Origin of the sequence: Sulfitobacter sp. LC.270.F.C4 (assembly GCF_032922545.1) — a bacterium.
GTDB lineage: Bacteria > Pseudomonadota > Alphaproteobacteria > Rhodobacterales > Rhodobacteraceae > Sulfitobacter > Sulfitobacter profundi.
This window is the reverse complement of sequence record NZ_CP136692.1, coordinates 1,879,188-1,897,195: the sequence shown is the minus strand read 5'-3', so window position 1 is coordinate 1,897,195 and position 18,008 is coordinate 1,879,188. Positions and strand designations below refer to the sequence as shown.

At 58.3% G+C, this 18,008-nt stretch carries 22 protein-coding genes; 11 read left to right on the top strand and 11 right to left on the bottom strand.

Annotated features, from left to right (window positions below; translation table 11 throughout):
- Positions 1–103 precede the first annotated feature (103 nt).
- The 9 genes from R1T45_RS13150 (at position 104) to R1T45_RS13110 (ending at position 8,859) form a co-directional block, all read left to right on the top strand.
- Positions 104–445: an NADH-quinone oxidoreductase subunit A gene (locus R1T45_RS13150; RefSeq protein ID WP_120351436.1), complete on the top strand. Its 342-nt coding sequence runs from the start codon at positions 104–106 to the stop codon at positions 443–445.
- A complete protein-coding gene (locus R1T45_RS13145) occupies positions 442–1,464 on the top strand; it encodes a hypothetical protein (RefSeq protein ID WP_317389283.1) in 1,023 nt (340 codons plus the stop codon). Before R1T45_RS13150 ends, R1T45_RS13145 begins: the two co-directional genes overlap by 4 nt.
- The gene (locus R1T45_RS13140) at positions 1,461–2,375 is read left to right on the top strand and encodes an NADH-quinone oxidoreductase subunit H (protein ID WP_317389282.1); all 915 of its coding nucleotides are present in this window, start codon (positions 1,461–1,463) and stop codon (positions 2,373–2,375) included. The genes R1T45_RS13145 and R1T45_RS13140 overlap by 4 nt, the downstream gene beginning before the upstream one ends.
- Positions 2,372–3,220, top strand: coding sequence for an NADH-quinone oxidoreductase subunit J (locus tag R1T45_RS13135; protein WP_317389281.1), 849 nt, complete (start codon positions 2,372–2,374; stop codon positions 3,218–3,220). Before R1T45_RS13140 ends, R1T45_RS13135 begins: the two co-directional genes overlap by 4 nt.
- 1 nt (position 3,221) lies before the next feature.
- The gene (gene nuoK / locus R1T45_RS13130; protein ID WP_120351440.1) at positions 3,222–3,527 is read left to right on the top strand and encodes an NADH-quinone oxidoreductase subunit NuoK; all 306 of its coding nucleotides are present in this window, start codon (positions 3,222–3,224) and stop codon (positions 3,525–3,527) included.
- Positions 3,524–5,434, top strand: a complete 1,911-nt coding sequence (locus R1T45_RS13125) for an NADH-quinone oxidoreductase subunit L (RefSeq protein WP_317389280.1) — start codon at positions 3,524–3,526, stop codon at positions 5,432–5,434. The genes nuoK and R1T45_RS13125 overlap by 4 nt, the downstream gene beginning before the upstream one ends.
- A gap of 1 nt (position 5,435) precedes the next feature.
- Positions 5,436–6,923, top strand: a complete 1,488-nt coding sequence (locus R1T45_RS13120) for a NuoM family protein (RefSeq protein WP_120351441.1) — start codon at positions 5,436–5,438, stop codon at positions 6,921–6,923.
- 3 nt (positions 6,924–6,926) lie between these two features.
- Positions 6,927–8,336 carry an NADH-quinone oxidoreductase subunit N gene (locus tag R1T45_RS13115; RefSeq protein WP_317389279.1) on the top strand — a complete coding sequence of 470 codons (1,410 nt, stop codon included), beginning with the start codon at positions 6,927–6,929 and terminating at the stop codon, positions 8,334–8,336.
- 73 nt (positions 8,337–8,409) lie between these two features.
- On the top strand, positions 8,410–8,859 hold the full coding sequence (locus R1T45_RS13110) for an ion channel (RefSeq protein WP_317389278.1): 450 nt from the start codon (positions 8,410–8,412) through the stop codon (positions 8,857–8,859).
- Positions 8,860–8,950: 91 nt separating this feature from the next.
- On the opposite strand, the gene R1T45_RS13105 is transcribed toward R1T45_RS13110, so the two are convergent.
- A complete protein-coding gene (locus R1T45_RS13105) occupies positions 8,951–9,337 on the bottom strand; it encodes a DUF302 domain-containing protein (protein ID WP_317389277.1) in 387 nt (128 codons plus the stop codon).
- Positions 9,338–9,422: 85 nt separating this feature from the next.
- Positions 9,423–10,904, bottom strand: coding sequence for a multicopper oxidase family protein (locus R1T45_RS13100; protein ID WP_317389276.1), 1,482 nt, complete (start codon positions 10,902–10,904; stop codon positions 9,423–9,425).
- Positions 10,905–11,135: 231 nt separating this feature from the next.
- Here R1T45_RS13100 and istB point away from each other — a divergent pair, with 231 nt between their 5' ends.
- Positions 11,136–11,852: an IS21-like element helper ATPase IstB gene (gene istB / locus R1T45_RS13095; RefSeq protein ID WP_317391089.1), complete on the top strand. Its 717-nt coding sequence runs from the start codon at positions 11,136–11,138 to the stop codon at positions 11,850–11,852.
- Between the two features lie 438 nt (positions 11,853–12,290).
- On the opposite strand, the gene R1T45_RS13090 is transcribed toward istB, so the two are convergent.
- A complete protein-coding gene (locus R1T45_RS13090; RefSeq protein WP_132445071.1) occupies positions 12,291–12,464 on the bottom strand; it encodes a CsbD family protein in 174 nt (57 codons plus the stop codon).
- A gap of 201 nt (positions 12,465–12,665) precedes the next feature.
- On the opposite strand from R1T45_RS13090, the gene R1T45_RS13085 reads away from it, so the two are divergent.
- Positions 12,666–12,914, top strand: a complete 249-nt coding sequence (locus tag R1T45_RS13085) for a YrhK family protein (protein ID WP_120351446.1) — start codon at positions 12,666–12,668, stop codon at positions 12,912–12,914.
- A 67-nt stretch (positions 12,915–12,981) separates the two neighbouring features.
- Here the strand turns inward: R1T45_RS13085 and R1T45_RS13080 are convergent, their stop codons facing one another.
- From R1T45_RS13080 to R1T45_RS13045, 8 genes are all read right to left on the bottom strand, one after another.
- The gene (locus R1T45_RS13080) at positions 12,982–14,040 is read right to left on the bottom strand and encodes an endonuclease/exonuclease/phosphatase family protein (RefSeq protein ID WP_317389275.1); all 1,059 of its coding nucleotides are present in this window, start codon (positions 14,038–14,040) and stop codon (positions 12,982–12,984) included.
- A gap of 348 nt (positions 14,041–14,388) precedes the next feature.
- Positions 14,389–14,904: a TlpA disulfide reductase family protein gene (locus R1T45_RS13075; RefSeq protein ID WP_317389274.1), complete on the bottom strand. Its 516-nt coding sequence runs from the start codon at positions 14,902–14,904 to the stop codon at positions 14,389–14,391.
- On the bottom strand, positions 14,901–15,479 hold the full coding sequence (locus tag R1T45_RS13070; RefSeq protein ID WP_317389273.1) for a DsbE family thiol:disulfide interchange protein: 579 nt from the start codon (positions 15,477–15,479) through the stop codon (positions 14,901–14,903). The genes R1T45_RS13075 and R1T45_RS13070 overlap by 4 nt, the downstream gene beginning before the upstream one ends.
- Positions 15,476–15,952 carry a cytochrome c gene (locus tag R1T45_RS13065; protein ID WP_317389272.1) on the bottom strand — a complete coding sequence of 159 codons (477 nt, stop codon included), beginning with the start codon at positions 15,950–15,952 and terminating at the stop codon, positions 15,476–15,478. The genes R1T45_RS13070 and R1T45_RS13065 overlap by 4 nt, the downstream gene beginning before the upstream one ends.
- Positions 15,949–16,086, bottom strand: coding sequence for a hypothetical protein (locus R1T45_RS13060; protein ID WP_165935574.1), 138 nt, complete (start codon positions 16,084–16,086; stop codon positions 15,949–15,951). The genes R1T45_RS13065 and R1T45_RS13060 overlap by 4 nt, the downstream gene beginning before the upstream one ends.
- Before the next feature lie 16 nt (positions 16,087–16,102).
- Positions 16,103–16,597: a DUF411 domain-containing protein gene (locus tag R1T45_RS13055; protein ID WP_317389271.1), complete on the bottom strand. Its 495-nt coding sequence runs from the start codon at positions 16,595–16,597 to the stop codon at positions 16,103–16,105.
- Entirely contained in the window at positions 16,594–17,541 is a 948-nt protein-coding gene (locus tag R1T45_RS13050) for an exo-alpha-sialidase (protein WP_317389270.1), read from the bottom strand. Before R1T45_RS13050 ends, R1T45_RS13055 begins: the two co-directional genes overlap by 4 nt.
- Before the next feature lie 98 nt (positions 17,542–17,639).
- Entirely contained in the window at positions 17,640–17,981 is a 342-nt protein-coding gene (locus R1T45_RS13045) for a hypothetical protein (protein ID WP_317389269.1), read from the bottom strand.
- Between the last annotated feature and the right edge of the window lie 27 nt (positions 17,982–18,008).

The following is an 18,008-nucleotide window of genomic DNA, read 5'->3' as shown; positions in this document are numbered from 1 at the left end:
GACGCGCAGGCCTCAGAAAAAGTGCAAGGCTCCAGCAGGAGGAAGGCTTTCAAAGTTCGCGCCGATAGGTAACCTTGCTTGGGCATAAGGGATACCAAAATTCATGACGACATTGATCGCCATCATTTTGATCTTTGCATTCTCAATGCTGTTCACCGCAGCATTGCGCGCAGGTGCTGCAGGTCCAAGCACCTATCCTCAGAAGCGCCCTATACTCGGGGGCAGTGATCCTGAGACCCATGCATGGCAACGTTTCCACATCCGGTACTACACTATGACGCTGCTGTTCGTCGCCTTCGAGATGGAAATGATGTTCATGTATCCTTGGGCCGTAGTTTTCGTAGAGGAAGGCCCCAAGGCGCTGGCAGAGATGGGTATGTTCTTGGTCATTCTATCGGTCGGGATCGTCTATGGCTGGCGGGAGGGTATTTTTCGGTGGGAATGAGCTGGCTTGCAAAAATGGCAGGGCTGGCCGAAGTGCCGTTGTTTGTAGCCTTTGGCGAGGGTGCCCCTGCAGATGCCGCGAGCGTGCTGGCTAAAGCCCCCGGATTGCGCGTTGTTGAGACGCCGCGAGCCGCAGCGATCTTGTTCGTGGTAGGCACGGTTCCAGAGGCTCTTCTACCTCAACTGCACCGCCTGCATGACCAGTTGCCGCACCCCCGCGCCAGCGCTCTCTGGCATTCTCGCAATGAGTTGCCAGGCGCGACGAGAATAGAAGAAATAGCGAACATCAGCGTTTTGTTGAGGGCAGTTCACAGAGATCTGCTGGTTGGCAGTCTCAAGTCCGAGCCCGACTTTTTGTCAGATGCCCCGCCAAGCGAGTGGCGCGGGATCGGGCCACATGGTCAGGGCGGTAAAGGCATGATGGGCGGCACGCCTTATGGAAGGCCGATGGCGATGACGGCCGCCGATCTGCGGGATGGGCTGGAGCTTGATGCCTACACCGCAGATTTCGGTCCTTTTCTGCCCATGCTCCCGGCCGGGCTCGTCCTGACCCTCACTCTCCAAGGCGACACGATACAGAACGTTGCGGTTGCGCATCCGCCGTTCGAAACCCAAGAACAACGCGGTTGGGTTCTACTCAATCTTCTGGGACTGCCCGCACTGGCCGAACGGATGTTACGCGCCACCAACATCGGCAATGCGACCGTCAAACGGCTGATCCGCTTATCGGGCGCGCGGGCAGCAATCCCCGAAGGGTTGGGCCGCACTCATGACGGATCGGACGTACGCACGCGCTTTGACCTGCTGACCGGCACCTCAGAACCCATTTTCAACCTGCACGTCCAGCAAATAGGCCTTGATGATCTATTGATCGGTCTGGAATGGCACGAAGCCATGCTGGTTTTGAACAGCTTTGACAACGCATCGCTGCGCGCCATTTGCGCCAATACCTCTGATCCCGAGCCCGATACAATGGCGGGCGGAATGGATCACGGCGTCCATGCAGGGCACATGTCATGAGCGTCGCCCTCACCCTGATGATAATGCTCGTATTCATGATCGTCGGCATGCTTATCGCTGCGGTTCTGGACACGTTTTTCTACCGATGGCTGGCCGGACGAACTGGGGGCAGTTTGCTAACGCCGCTCTATACCGCTGCGGCGGAAGTGTCTCGGCAACGCATTTCGACCGAGGCGCCAGACAGAATGAACTGGTTCCTGTCCATCTCGGGTTTTCTGACGCTCGGTGCGATTGGTCTCGCTGTCGTACCGCTCGGGCCACAGTCTGTAGTGATTGGCCTCGAAACCAGTGTGGTGCTGTGGGGGGCGTGCGAGTCCCTCGTGGTTGTGCTTGTGTTTTTGCACGGCTGGGCACCCAATTCCCCGCTCGCCCTGATCGGGGCCTATCGCTATGTCGCTATTGGGCTGCCGATCATGCTGCTTAGCATGTTTGTCCTGATCGCCGCCTCACTGCCTGCAGAGTCGCTTGATCTACGCGCTATCGTGACGTCGCAAGAGGACATATGGAACGTGATCCGCCAACCGCTTGGGCTGCCCCTCTTCATACTGTTGGGATTGTCACTTACGCTGCGCGGACCACTCGACTACGCCGACAGTGCTGACCTTGCAGGCGGCACGTCTATTGAGGATTTAGGCGCTAATCGGTCCGGTTGGCAGGTGGCAAGATTGTCCATGTTGGTCGGCTTTTCTGCAGTGGCCGCCTCGGCATTTCTGGGCGGCTATCTCGGCCCGGTCCTTCCGGGAGTTGTCTGGCTCGCGTTCAAAACACTAACCATCATGGCTGTCATTATCGCCCTGTCTCATCTGCTGGCGCGTATGCCCGTAGCACGGATGCTCGGGCTGATCTGGAAGGTCCTGCTGCCAATTGCCTTCTTGGACTTGTTGCTGGCCGGACTGGTGGCGCTGGCATGACGGATATTGCTTTCTATTTCCTCTCGGCGATCGCCATCTGGAGCGGTTGGCGGGTTTTTCGGGTCAACTCGATGATCCGTGCAACATTCGCGCTGATGGTCTCGTTCATCTGTGTCGGTGCCATCGCGCTATTGATGTCTGCCGATTACATCGGCGTCGCCACGGTCTTTATGATGGCGGTCGAGATGATGGTCATGGGTCTTTTCATGGTGATGTTCATGATGAACCCGGCAGGCCTGAACCCGATGCAGATGGTGCATCAATACCGCCTGTCGATAGGAGCGGGCATTGTAGCTTTTATCGGCCTCACAGTCGCGGTGCTCACAACTGACCTACCGCATAATCCCCTGCCTGCGGGTCGGGATACCATGCGTGATCTGGGCATCAACCTGCTGGGCAGCTCGATGCTGATATTCGAGACCGCCGGGGTGACGCTATTGGCGACCATGCTCGGCGCTGTCATCTTATCGAGCCGCCGTGGCCGGTTTGGAGTGTCGGACGAGGGTGCTATCCCCCCAGGGCTTCATCCGGGCGGAACACCTGCGGGGCGCAAGGTGGAGGAAGGCGGTGGCCACGGAGGGCATGGTGGTCATGGTGGTCATGGTGGTCATGGTGGTCATGGTGGTCATGACAAGATGACTGACAAGAAGGACGGCGACCAAGGCACTGGCCATATGGGTCACGAGATGGCCGACGACGACCCGGCGTTGTCAGCAGAGCATACGGGTCACGGAGGACACACAACCGGCGCTAACCCAGAAGGCGCCGATCCAAAGAAGCCCAAACAAGAGCCAGCACCGGACCCGCATGAAGGCCACGGCACCAAGCCGAAGAAGGAGCATTGATATGTCGTTAACGGCCATATTGATTGTCGCGTCGGCGCTCTTTGGCATCGGTCTGTTCGGTGCGTTATCACAGAAATCCTTTGTAATGCTGATGATGGGCTTGGAGCTGATGCTAAATGGCACCCTACTCGCGGCTGTGGGGTTTTGGGCCTTTACCCTTGAAGGGGCGCCTGAGGGACAATTGCTTGCGATCCTGATCATGGCGGTGATGGCAGTCGAACTGGCAATCGGCTTTGCCTTGGTTGTTGCCGTCTATCGCAAACGCCAAGCGGATGTGATTGAAGCGCTCGGGACGCTGAAAGAATGACGCTTTGGCTACTCCCCCTTCTACCGATTTTGTCAGGCGTGTTAATCGCGGTGATGGGTGATCGGTCGCGCGGCTGGCTTGGAGGGTTGGCAGTGGCCGTGCTTGGCGGGACTTTCGTCTTGGCGTTAGCTGCCGTCACAAAAGATTGGACCGCGTACTTGATCTGGTCGGATGCACTCCGGCTTACCGCCTCTCTCACGCCGATCTCAGCGGCGGTTGCTCTCATGGTTCCCGCCATAGCCCTTGCTGTTGTCCTTCACGCCGCACAGCATGAACAAGCGCGTGGGCTGGGGCGGCTAATTGGCATCATGATCCTGTTCACAGGCGGTATGGAATTGGTTGTCGTCGCCGATGATCTTTTGACGCTGCTTATCGGCTGGGAGCTAATTGGCGCCTGTTCCTGGGCGCTGATCTCGCACAAGTGGCGCGACATCGAAAATCCGCGTTCGGGCCTTTATGCTTTCGTGATGACGCGGTTCGGTGACCTTGGACTTTTTGCTGCTGCGATGGCGCTCTACTCCGCCACGGGGTCTTTCGATTATGCCGGTATCGCAACGCTCAAAGGCACGTTTCAGTGGATCGTAGCCTTTGGAATCCTTCTTTCGGCGGCCTCGAAAGCCGGGCAGGTTCCCTTCTCGCCCTGGCTGTTTCGGGCGATGGCTGGCCCCAGTTCGGTCTCGGCGCTTCTCCATGCGGCGACGCTGGTGGCAGCCGGTGCCTATATCATCGCGCGTCTTGAGCCATCCTTGTCCATCGCTCCCGGGTTTAGCGTCGCGGCGATCTTGATAGGGGTGATCACTGCTCTGGCGGGTGGCGTCACCGGGGTTTTGCAGAACCACGCCAAACGGCTGCTTGCAGCGTCCACTTCGGCCCAACTCGGATTTATGTTCGTCGCAGTCGGCGCGGGGTATCCTGGGATCGCGGTGCTGCACTTGATTGTCCACGCCACATTCAAAGCGCCGCTTTTCCTTTCGGCGGGCCTCGCAGGCGATGCTGCGGGGAGCTACCGCCTGGATAAAATGATGCTGGGCCAATCGCTGCCAATCGTCGGGGGGCTTACAGCTATAGCAGCAGTCGGACTTGCCGGGATGCCGCCTGCGGGAGGTGGTTGGAGTAAAGAAGAGATCATTAAAGCGGTTGAACATACTGGGTATTGGCTGCCAATCGCAGTGATGCTCGGCGGCGCACTGAGCGCGGCCTATACGACGCGCTTCTTGTTGTTGGCATTTAGCTGGCGCGGCGATGACGAGCGGTCAATCGAAGTGCCTGGCATGATGGAAACCATCGGACTGGGTATCCTCGCTGCATTAACGCTAACAACAAGCCTTCTGTGGTATCCGCCCCTGGCTGAGGCACTTGCCGCCCTATTGGACATGACGCTCCCCAAAGGCAGCCCTTTGATGCTTGGCCTTTCGCTGGCCTTTGTCGCCGCCGGTGTCTTGGGCGGCGTCTATCTGGTGCGGCGGCACCCTACGCTCGGAACAAGCGGTGCCACTGCTGCCGCCTCAGATTGGCTCGGGCTGCCCAAGTTGATCACCATCGCCGTTGTGCGACCCTTAGATGCGCTTGCCCGTACAACGGCTTGGATTGACGACACTCTCATTGACGCGGGGCCTCGTGGGGTCGCTTTCATGGGCCGCAAAGGGGCGGCTTTTATCGCGGAAGTGGACAACCGTGTTGTTGATCAGGGTATTCGGAACACTGCTGCATTTGGCGACTGGCTTGCTCAGGTCAGCGACCGTTTCGGGGAGACGATCTCTGATGGCATACCCGAAGGCAGTGCGCGCCTGACCGGTATGTTAGGCCGCGACATTCGCCGCCTGCAAACCGGGCTATCGTACCACTATTACGCTTACATTATTGGCGGCGTCATCGCCGTGATCGCCATTCTCGCTGCAGGAGCATGACATGCTGACACTCACCATCCTAATCCCGATGCTGGGCGCCCTGGCTCTGACCGTTCTGCCCAGTCTCGGCCACGCCGCTGCCCGCATCATCGCGGTCGCAACCTCGACATTGTCGTTCTTGCTGCTTCTAATCGTCTGGTACCAGTTTGACACAAGCTCAGCGGCCCCTGCCTTTCAGGCCTATGCGGAGGCCCCTTGGATACCCGCGCTCGGTGTCTTCTGGCGCGTGGGCGTGGATGGCATGTCATTGGCGCTCTCGTTGATGAGCGGCGTCCTCTTTATCGCTTGCATCGCATGGCCGATGGAGAACCCTGAACGTCCCCGCGCCTACTATGCATGGTTTCTGTTTCTGGAGTCGGTGTCGCTGGGCCTGTTCATGGTCCTCGATTTGCTGATCTTCTATGTCTTCTTTGATCTCAGCCTCGTCGGGATGTTCTTCCTAATTGGACGGTGGGGCCATGGTGACGCCCAAGGTGCGGCGCTCAAGTTCTTTATCTACACGTTGGCGGGGTCCCTCGCGATTTTGCTGGCGATTATCGGGCTGGTGCTGACAGTTGACCCAATCACGTTTGACATGCGCGCTTTGATTGCTGCGCAGCCATTGGCAGGGATGGATTTGCGGGGTGGTTTGATCCTTTTGGGCTTTGTGCTGGGGTTTGCCGTCAAAGCCCCGCTGTTTCCGGTTCACACATGGTTGCCACCTGCGCACGTCATGGCACCGGGGCCGGTGTCGGCCATCCTCGCTGGCGTCTTGCTGAAGATGGGGACCTATGGGCTCGTGCGGATCCCCTTTCAGATGATGCGCGAAACCTTCGCCGACTATGCATTGCCACTGGCGATTGTGGCACTCGCTTCTATCCTATGGGGAGCCATCGTCGCCTTGGGGCAGACCGACCTAAAACGGCGCATCGCCTACACGTCGGTCAATCATATGGGCTATACCGTCTTGGGCATCGCCGCTGCAGGAGCCTTGTTGAACGGCGCAGAAGGCGCGCGCGAAATGGCTTTGACCGGTGCGGTGGTCGAAATGGTCGCGCACGGGTTAATCACTGGCGCGCTCTTCTTGATTGCCGGTGGCTTCTGGGCGCGCAGTGGGACCTATGACATGGATGCTTACGGCGGGCTGGCCAAAGTGGCTCCTCGCCTGACAACCGCTGCCGTGATTGCGGCTTTTGCCAGCCTCGGGTTGCCGGGGTTGGCCGGTTTTGTGGCGGAAGTGCAGATCTTTGTCGGCACCTTTGCCGTCTTTCCGGTGATCGCTGCGATTGGTCTGCTGGGCATTCTCATTACTGCCGCACTCTTTCTGCGGCTGTTGCAACAGGTGTTCTTTGGTGACCTGCCAAAAGCACGCGAGGGGTTTGCCGATGTCAGCTTACGTGAAGGCAGCATTCTTGCAGCGATCTTGGCGCTGGTCATTCTGATCGGCATCTATCCGCGCTGGTTGCTTGATCTGATCGGCAGCGCCTCCTCTGCCATAATAGGGAGCTGACCGGTGCCAATCGGCGACGTATCCCCTGAGATCGCGATCATCATGGCGGCAGTGTTGGCGCTGCTGTTTGCGGCCTTTGCGCCCCGACGAATGCAGGCCGGATCGGCATTCATCGCCCTCGCAGGCATTGCCGTCGCCATTGTTTTGGTTCTGGGGCAATTGGGGGAAACCCGGTTCACCTTTTCAGGAACTTGGGCGCTGGACGGAGCGAGCCTTTGGGCGCGATTGATGATCCTGCTGGGCACGGCCTTTTGTATTCTGCTGGCACCGGGCTGGTTCCGCACCGATCCACGCCATGGAGAATATTACACGATCCTCCTGTTTGGTGCGCTTGGGGCTATGGCAATGGCCGGTGCCGGAGACCTGTTGCAACTCACTATCGCGGTGCTGCTGTCTTCAGTCACCGGCTACACGCTGGCCGCGTGGCACCGCGACTGGGCGCTGTCCATCGAAGCTGGCATGAAATATTTCCTCATGGGAGCACTGGCAAACGCATTGCTGATTACCGGGGTCACCTTAATGCTGGGACTCTTGGGGAACACCGGATACGCAGATATTGCCGCTTCATTAAGGCTCGGCACTGGGCTTTCTCCGCTGCTCTTTGTCGGATTTGCGCTAACCCTAACCGGTGTCGCGTTCAAACTGGGTGCAGTACCCGCGCATGCATGGTTGCCCGATGTGGCCGAAGGCGCACCGGTCCCATCAGCCGCATTCCTGACGGTCGTGCCCAAGATCGGCGCGGCCATCGCATTGGCCCGCCTCGTGCAGCTTGTGCCCCCCGAATTTCTTGGCCTGCGCCCGCTGATCGCGATTTTAGCCGCAGCGACAATGACCTTGGGCAATCTGGCCGCGTTTTGGCAGGATGATATCCGTCGGCTAATCGGCTGGTCCTCGGTGGCACAGGCAGGCTACGTATTGATGGCCGTCACCGTTCTGGGGCTTAGTCCAGATGCGCTGAGCGCCCTGCTGGCCTTCATAGCCAGTTATGCGATAGGCAATCTCGCAGCTTTTGCGGTCGTGGCATACCTACGCGGGCGCACGGCTATCGCCGACTACGACGGCTTGGCCAAGCGGCGCCCGCTCGTGGCGACGGTACTGGTGGTCTCCTTCCTCTCTTTGGTGGGCATTCCGCCAACAGTCGGATTTCTGGGTAAACTGGCGCTGTTCATGACCACGATAGACGGAGGCTATACTTGGCTCGCGGTGGTTGCAGCTGCCAATACCGTTGCGTCGCTGTTCTACTATGCGCGGGTAATGGGCCGCGCATATTTCAACGCGCCGCCTGAGGAGATCGCTGTACTTGATCGCTCAAGTGGGGTGGCAGTGTTGATCGGGGGCGTCCTCCTACTCGGCGGAGCCCTCTTGGCAGGCAGTGCATTCACGGCCTTTCAAATCAGCCAGCTTTTACCCTGATCGAATTATTCGAGAACCTACGGTAAATCATCCGCGCAAGGAACAACATTAACTCTATACGGGTTGCCTTCTTATGATCCAAGCAATGCTTCTTTCAGTTCTGGTCGTGAGTATTTGCACGACAGTCCATTATTTCGTCCTTAGATGGGTTTCCGATACCATTTCTCAGCGCAATCGAGAGGCGCATGGTCAGAATTTGGGGCTGGCAGTTGGCGCTATTACGACGGCTCATGTAATTGAGGCTTTCATCTATACGCTCTTCTTCCTTTGGGCGGTGCAGGGTTTGCAAATCGGTACGTTGGAAGCATCCGGCCCAGGGTCTAAGGACCTCTCTTTGATGGATTACTTCTATTTCTCCCTGGTCAACTTCACCACCCTGGGACGCGGTGACCTAAACCCTGAAGGACATCTGCGCTTCATAACAGGCATTGAAGCTTTCCATGGCTTTCTGATGATTACCGCGTCAGGGAGTTTCGTGCTACAAGTCATGGGTGGAAAGGCGCCGCTGTCGAAAACGGAATAGCCTGCCGCAAAATAGTTCAAAGCATTTCGTGCTTTTGCGCTAAGGATCATGGTCCAAACGTGGGGGTATCTCACAAATTTGACACCGCGCGTCAGATTGCCTCGATCGCGTCCTTAAGCAGATCGCGCACTTGCCCCGCGACGGCGTGAAGATCGTCATTATCGATAGCCGACATCGACGCGACAGGATCAACAGCGCTGACCTCTACACCTGCCCCTACTTTCCGGAGAATGACGTTGCATGGCAACATGGCTCCCACACGTGGCTCAATCCCAATTGCCTCCCACGCCATTTTCGGATTGCAAGCGCCCAAGATGACATAGGGATCCATCTCGGCATCAATCTTCTTCTTCATCGTCGCTTTCACATCGATTTCAGTCAACACGCCAAACCCCTTGGCAGACAATGCCTCACGGGTCCGCTGGTCAGCCTCTTCAAAGCTCACGCCTTCCAGCGTGCGATTTATGGTGTAGCCCATTTTCATTTCTCCTACTTATGATTTGGTCTGCCACGATCCGCAGGTGGTAAGGACCGCTTCTGATACGTCGGCGTTCGGCAAGAAATTATCCGACGGTGAACTGCCCCATCATGCCGGAGTCCTCATGCTCCAATATATGGCAATGATACATGTACGGGGTCTCTTTCGTGGCGGGTCGATCAAACCGGATTAAAATTTCTGCAGTATTTTCGACCCACACAACATCTTTCAGGCCGGTCTTTGCGTAATCAACCGGCTGACCATTCTGGCTTAGGACTTGAAACGACGTGCCATGAACATGGAAAGGGTGAGCCATCATGTCGGCGGAAATCTCCCAGATCTCTGTCTCGCCAAGACGCAATTCTTGGTCAATCCGATCCATATCATAGCTCTCGCCATTGATGCCAAGGTTTGGTCGGCCGCCAAACATCCCACGCATCATTCCCATGCCCATCATCATGTTTAGCTGGAATTTACGTCGCCTAACGGGCTCACCAAAATCCGGGATCGGTGCCCCTCCGAGTGTTTGAGGCAGCTTCGCGACAGCGGCAGGAAGGCTATCGTCCACTTCAACCCGTAGCACCTGCAGAATACCTTCAGCCGAGGCCGTCTCTGAACTGCCCCCCATCATTCCACCGCCCATCATGCCACCCATCATCTGGACCGGCACGTTTTCCGATACGAGGGACGCAATGCTTCCGTTAGAGAAGTCCACGAGGATCTCCGCTCGCTCAGCCGGGGCGAGGTGAAGCTTATTGCGGGGGGCCGGCGCTGGAAACAGCCCCGCGTCCCCGGCAATCTGATGAAAGCTCCTATCATCGTCGAACCTAAAAACATAAACGCGTGAATTAGACGCGTTTAGGATCCTAAAGCGGACCAGACCTTTTGGAACTTTCGCAACTGGGTTTAGCGCGCCGTTGACGGCGATCTGGTCTCCTCGGAAACCCTGCATCGCAGTCATTCCATCATCATCGTATTGCAATCCACCACTGCCGGAGAAAGCGCGGTCCTGTACGATCAGGGGAATGTCATCGACACCGTAGTTGTGCGGAAGATCGCCTGCGGAAACGTTGTCATCATCAATCAACAGCATGCCCGCGAGACCGCGATATACCTGCTCGCCCGTTCTTCCATGAGGGTGTGAGTGATACCAATAGGTCCCGGCAGGCTGATCAATGTCCAACAGGTTCTCAACCTCGCGACCCGGCGCAATTAAGGATAGCGGGCCACCGTCTTTTCGACCGGGAACGTGTAGCCCATGCCAATGAGCTGTAATCGGTTCATTCAATCGATTTTCAATTGTCAGACGTGCGGTCTGCCCTCGTCGCAGACGGAGAGTCGGTCCTAAATGGTCTTGAGACCATCCAAGCACCCGGGCTTCTGTGCCTGCGATAAACGAGTGCGATCCCTCAATGGCAGCCAACTGGTTCCCCGCCTCTTCCCCCACTTCCATCAGGGGAGGGATCGGAAGTTTTCCTGAAGAAAGGGTTCGTACTTGTGCGCGCCCGACAACTGCTGGTGCAGCAAATGCCGAAATCGTCCCGATCAGGAACCTACGTCTCTTCATAAAGCGTCTCCCGCTAACCTCACGGTACTCTTCGGGCCAGCCGATAGCACGTGCTTCGGGAATCAACGCATCTAAGGCGGTAGTGTTCCGCAGCGGAGCTTTTCACGGTCCCACCATGCTGACTCCGCACTCTCATCCGATAAGATCCAAGTTCGTGAGCAATATTGGCCCCACCGACACGCGGTTGAGGCAGAGTTTGTGCCGATAGTATTGCGATCGACAGGACTTTAACTGAGCCCCTACGATTGGGCGACTGATAGTAGCAATATCGACGTGGCGCTGCGCACCGCCAAGCTCATGCCCACCAAGACCCTTGAGGGCTTTGACTTCAGCTTCCAGCCATCGCTCGACCGGGAGCGGATCGCCGCGCTGGCCCAGTTGGACTTCATCCGGCGGGCCGAGGTCGTTCACTTCCTTAGGCCGCCAGGCACCGGCAAGCCGTATCCGGCCACGGCCCTCGGCGTCGCCGCTGCGAAGGCCGGGAAGAGCGTCTATCGCGCAACCTTGGCCGATCTGATCGCAGCGTTGAGCCAGGCTGAGCGCGAGGGCCGGCTCGCGGAGAAGATCCGTTTCTATACCCGAGCGTCTCTGCTGATCGTCGGCGAGATCGGTTACCTGCCGATCACCATCGGTGGCGCTAACTTGTTCTTCCAGCTCGTCAACGCTCGCTACGAAAAGGGCGCCATGATCCTCACTTCGAACCGCAGGTTCGCGGAATGGGGCGAAATCGTCGGCGATCCAGTCGTCGCGACCACACTGGTCGACCAACTCCTGCATCACGCTGTCGTTATCAAGATCGAGGGCGCCAGCTACCGTCTGCGTGGCCATGCCGACCTTATCCCCGAGCGTGTCCGAGCCAACGCTCCAATCGCTCCGCCACCGCCGCCAAAGCGCCGCGGACGGCCGCCAATAGTAAGGAATGGAGCCGCTGATCACTGTGCCGGCTGATCACCGGAATCAAGCAAGTGGGGAATTTTACTTCGGCACTTTTGGGGAAAGTTCAAACGGCGTTGACACAAGGTTCGCATACCAGCCCAGAGCGATCATAAATGCGGGCTTTTCACTCACCGTTGGAAGCCTTGTATCAACCATTGCGGTCGTTCCTCGCTTTACTATTAAATGCAGCCATCAGGCGCAGTTTCACCTCAACGTCGCGGGTCGGGGCACATAGCAATGCCTTCAGATTTCGGCCCATTCGAGCACTCCCATCAGGTCCCAAAGGGCAGGCTTTCATAAGGGGTAAGTCGCATCCATCGTGCGGGCAGAACAGACCGTTGATGGGACACAGACCTTAGGTGATCATTGAGAGCCCTGGATATTGGACGTGGAGCCTCGACAGGGTGGAACGCCACCACTGGAAAGGAAGGTGGTGGCGAACCAATTGGATCAGTCAGACAGTTTCTCTTTGGCGTCCCCGACGCCTTTCTGGACCTTGCCCTCGGCCTGATCGGCCTGGCCTTCGTTCTTTAGGTCGTCCTTGTTAGCAGCGTCGCCGACTTCCTCTTTAACCTTCCCGCCGATATCCTTCACTTTACCTTTGGCTTGATCTTCGTTTGCCATTTCTCTCTCCTTTGCATTTAGTTGGTATCGAACCAACGGGATGAGAGACCCGGAAGTGCCCCCGGCAGTGGCCCTAAATGGTTTGTTTTTCAGCGGAGAAGCACCGGCAACTAAGCGGCCAGCGGCAGAGAAAGAAGCTGGACCCAAAGCTCACTCCTCGCGTTGGTCCTGTCAAATGGTAACATAGTCAGGAGATGCAACATGAGTAACGCAATACGCACTTTGGTGCAGGACTACGGTTGGATTCACACCGGCATTGGGCTTGCAGGAAATACGTTGTTCTTCCTCGGGAGTATTGCATTTCTCCCGACCTTTAAGAGATGGGAGGAAGTTGGGATGGAATGGCAGACAGTGGGGGTATGGATCTTCATTGTGGGGTCATTTCTCATGCTGATCGGCACGCTCGGCAATCTACTGGTCAAAATTTATGAGGCACGGGAGCAAGAGTAATACACCTTTGCCTGATGCGCGGTCTACGCCACTGGCGGCGGACCTTGCTTTGCCTTGCTTGGACACTTCACCGCTGGTCTGCGGCGGATCTTATAGCGAGGTGGATATCCTGCTCAGCCTCTGCGATATCATCTTTGCGCAGTTGGGGCGGTTCCATATCCGTGGCCGTGTTACACATTTCCACCTTGATCGGATAATGATCCGAACCCCATTCCGGCAACACTTCAAAGTTGGCGACAGCCAATTCCGGTTGATGCAGGATTTGATCGAGTGGCCACGACATCCACCAAGAATGCGCGTCATAAGTGGGCAGGTAGCCAAATTTCTCTCTCGGATCGATGAAGCCGCCAACGCGCTGGAGCCGCTCAATGGAGGTTTCCCATGGGACTGCGTTCAAGTCACCTGCAACGAGCACCGGAAGGTCGCTGCCGCGGGACTTCAGCGCCGCCCACATCAGCTGAGCGTCCCTCCCCGTAGAGGATTGCCCCGGGTGCGGCGGGCGGGGATGTAGCCCCATGAACTGAACGCTGTCTCCAGACGGCATCTCGACATTCGTAAGGATAGCAGGGGCGTCCTGTTCGACTGGAAAAATGACCTCAGTTTCGCTTATTGGCAGGCGTGAGAAGAGGTGCATGCCGAAGAACCCACCGGTGATGCGCTGAGCCTTATGCGGCATTTGGCTATCCAAAGCCGCGAGTTCCGCATCCCACCACTCATCGGTCTCTAAAGCGAGGAATAGATCGGGGCTGTGCTCTTCGACAAGCCGGATCAGCCCATCTGCGCTCCTATTACCTTTTTTTACGTTGGCGACCATTACTACGAACTTCTGGTCGGCTTCGCAGGCAAATTGAGGGGTGTTGCTCTGGGGCACGTAGGGGAAAAGCTTCAAGGTGTTGTAGCCGATCGCCAGCGCGACAAGCGCAACCAGAACCATCCGAAGCTTGCGGCTAACTGTTCGAGAAATCGCGATCAGGGCAAGAACTGCTATGAGCGCAATTAGATACTGTAGCCGGGGGAAATCCGTCATCCGCACCCACCAAAGGTTGGTTTCGATCAACGCGCCGAAGCTAAGCAGAAAAAGAGCCAGCGTGGCCAAAGTGAGCAGCGTTGATACGACGTATTTCATGTGTTCTCCCCCGTTAGTTACTCAAAGAACACCGCAGGGGCCGGCAGAGTTTCATCTTTCCTAAGTTGTTCGCAAGGCCACCTCTCGTCAGCGGGGGCTGCGTAATCCCGAAACCGCACAGAGCAATTGCCGGCGCACTGCGCGGCGAAGGTCCAAAAACAGCCTTTCGTAAAGTCGGACGCGAACTGATTCTACAGACGCTCGCGGCGGAGTCCTGTGGTCCACCGTATTGCAGGGACAACGTGTGCGGCGCACCCGCGCCCGTCAGTAAGAGGGTTTGGCGCCGCGCGGGCATAGGGATCGCGAATGAGGGCCGGTTTACTTTTGAAAGTTGGGTCACTGTTGGGTTCATCCTTTTGTAATGACGCGTTGGATTTGGGAAATGGCCGCCGAGCTGTCCCACGCGGCGGGGCCGACCTTACGGGCGACCTCGCGGCCTCGGGGGTTAACCAGCAGTGTCGTGGGCAGGCCGACAACGCCGAAGGCCATCATCCCCCGCAACTGGTCTGCCAGATAAAGGTCGAGATGCGTGATGCCGATCTCGGCATAAAAAGTGCGCACAGTGTCGAACCCGCCCCTATCGATTGAAAGCGCGAGAACATGAAACTCCGCCCCGCCCAGCCGCGCTTGCAACCTGTCGAGGGTTGGCATTTCATCGCGGCAAGGCGGGCACCATGTTGCCCAGATATTGAGCAATACCGTCCGGTCACGAAAGTCCGCCAAAGTTAGGCTCCGCCCTGCCCCATCCGTGATGGGCGGCGACAGCATTGGCAGGGGCTTTTGATGTTCCGCCATCACGGTGCGCGCCGCGACTGGCGAAGCCCCAAGCGCCAATGCGCCGCTCAGAAACCCACGCCGCTTCATGCGTTCTGCTCCTGTTGCAAACGCCGCACCACGGGAAGGATATCTTCCTCCAGCGAACGTCGATTGAACGGGCCAACATGTTTGTAAGCGATGCGCCCTTTGGCATCGATCACAAAGGTTTCCGGCACGCCGTAAACGCCCCAGTCAATCGCAGTCCGGCCAGAGCTGTCGGCACCGATCCGGTCATAAGGATCGCCGAGTTCCGCAAGGAACCTGCGGGCGGCGGCGGGCTTGTCTTTGAGGTTGATGCCGTGGATCGGCACGCTGTCGGTTTGGGCCAGTTCCATCAGTAGTGGCATCTCAACCCGACAAGGCACGCACCACGAAGCCCAGACATTCACGAGGGACACTTCGCCGCGCAGATCAGCCGCCGATAGCCCCTTCCCGCGCCCTTCGATGGGCGGCAGGTTAAACGCGGGAATGTCCCGGCCGATCATCGTGCTGGGCAGGCCATCGTCGTTGTTGAACAGACCCCAGAGGAACGCCGCCGCGATGGCCCCAAAGACCATCGCAGGCAGAGCTGCGATGAACAGCGACCACCGTGGTTTGCGGACAGGCTGTCTGTCCTTGCTCATGTTCCGCCCTCATCCTTAGCAGTGACTTCAGCCTGAAAGCCGCGTTCCCGCTCGGGCCAGGTGCTTTTGATATAGCCAAGGATGGCCGTGATCTCTGCATCGCGCAGGATGCCGTCGAACACCGGCATGTCGCTTTCATAACCCGGCACGACCGAAGCCAGCCCGTTCTTGGTAATGTCGAAAAGCTGCTGATCCGCATGGTGCCACGTATGGCCCGTTTCATCATGCGGCGGCGCGGGCATGCGGCCATTATCGAGCCGCCTGCGCCAGTCCGGCTGGCCTTCGAGATCGGCGCCGTGGCAAGAGGCGCAGCTTTCGGCATAAAGCCCCGCGCCAAGCTCGATCATCTGTGCGTCCACGGGCACGCCGAGCACGGCGAGCGCCGGGGAGCTGTCCTCCTTCCCCCCGGCCCAGACAGCGACCGCCGCGGCGCCCGCGATGCCGATAGCGGCGGTCAGACCCAACCGGTTCATGCGGGCCGCCGCAGATATTTGACCAAGGCCAGCACGCCCAGCACCAGCACCGCCAGCACCAAGAGGAAGAGCACGCCACAGGCGATCATCATTCCGACCGACATCGGCCCATTCATCATAGTTCCGTTCATCATGTCTATTATTCTATCCTCATTCATTTGAATACACGGCCACGCCGTCCTCACCGAAAGCGTAGGTTTTGAGCGTGCCGCTCTTGCCTGCCATGCCGGGCGCGTTCTGGGGCATACCGGGCAGCGTGATACCGGTGACCTCGGGGCGCTCGGATGTCAGACGCTGGATGATCTCAACAGGCACCAAACCGCTGACGTAGTAGCCGTCGACCTCGGCAAGGTGGCACCCCAACCCCTGTTCCGGCACGCCGACCTCGACCGAGCGTTTATCGAAATCGCGGTCGTCGATGAGGGTCACGTGAAAGCCGTTCTCTTCGGCATAGTCGGCATAGGCGTCGCAGCAGCCACAGGACGGGTCGCGCCAGATGGTCATTTGGCGATCTGCCGGGACGGTGCTTGCCACATTGTCGGTGGGCGCCGATTTGTCGTTTTCCGCCATGCCGAAGGTGGCAAAACCGATGATACCGGCGGCGGTCAGGGCCGCGGCCGCGCCGAGGGTGAATTTACTGTTCATGTCTGGTCTCCGTCAGGGGTATTGAGGGGGTCAAAGGTCAGCCCACCATCGCGGCTGACCGAAAGAATGCCGTCGCGAACGGCGGCAAGATGCTGAGGGTCGACAGGATCGACAGCCAGCGCGTCGATCTTTCCCGGCGCGGCACGCGTCCAATTCACGCCTGCGTCTGTCGAGGTCCAAAGGCCAGTCGCCAGGCCAGCGTAGAGCCGTTCAGGCGCTTTGGGGGAGAGTGCCAAATGGGTGATCGGCAGGCCTTCGGGCAGAGGTTTGGCAGGCGGCGGCGTTTTACCCGCGGCCAGCGCATCCATCGCGTCGCCCGCGGTCACTTCCTGCCAGCGGCAGAAGCAATCCGGCACGCGGGTCAGCCCGGCGTCGGTCCCTGCATAGAGCCAGATGCCGCCCATGCCAGTCGGATTGCCCACTGAGACGAGCGTCAACACCTCACGTTCGGCCTCTTCGAGATAGGGCCGGTCCATGACGAATTCCCAGCTTTCGCCCGCGTCTTTGCTGCGCCAAAGCCCGTCATCCGCGATGGCGGCATAAAGCATGTTTGGCTCAATAGCCGCTTGGGTCAGCGCTGTGACGCGGGTTGCCGGCAGGCCCGCGCTGGCGTCTGCCCAAGTGCGTCCGCCATCACGGCTGCGCATAAGGCCGACAGGATCAACTGCCGCGAACAAAGTGCCCGGAGTCTCTGGATGGCTGGTGATCGCGGTGATTGATCGCTCCAACGACACATGCTGGATGTCGCTTGGGGCGGGCACGCGCCAAAGCTTGCGCTTTGAAGCCACAACAAGTGCATCGCCGTCATACTGAAGGGCGCGGATCGACTCCCCCGTTGTCGTTGCGAGGGAGACATGAGGTAGGATCAGCGTCGCCCCAACTGTGGCAAGCCCGCCGGACAGCACACGCCTGCGCGACACATCGCGCGGTGGATGAATAGACATAGAGGTCGTTCCCGAAAGTGACAGATAAGGTCGAGCGTGTCGCTGCGCAGTGGCAGCAAACGTCGCGAAACCGGGCCGTCACCCTTCGATGCGGCCGGTCAACTTAGGGAGGTGGTTCGCGGTGGGAAAGGGTCAGACCCGAGATCAATCCCGGCGAGGCCAAGATCCCCGGGCACAGGCGCGAAGAAACGCTGCACGCTCTCGGGTTGGGACTGAAGCAACTGCGACATCACAAAGACAGATGCCGTGCAATCAATGTCGCACACCACCTCACCCTGATCTTCTTGCAAGCAAGCTGTGCAGCTATCGTCCTCCTCCATCGTCGCGGATGCGGTCAAACCTGACATCTGCAAGGACATGTTCGCCGCCGCCAAATCATGCGCCAATATGCCCGTCAAAAGAACGAGCGAGAGGCAGAATGTGGCAAGGCGAAGCAGCATGCGCATGGCACTGATATAGGAACCCGA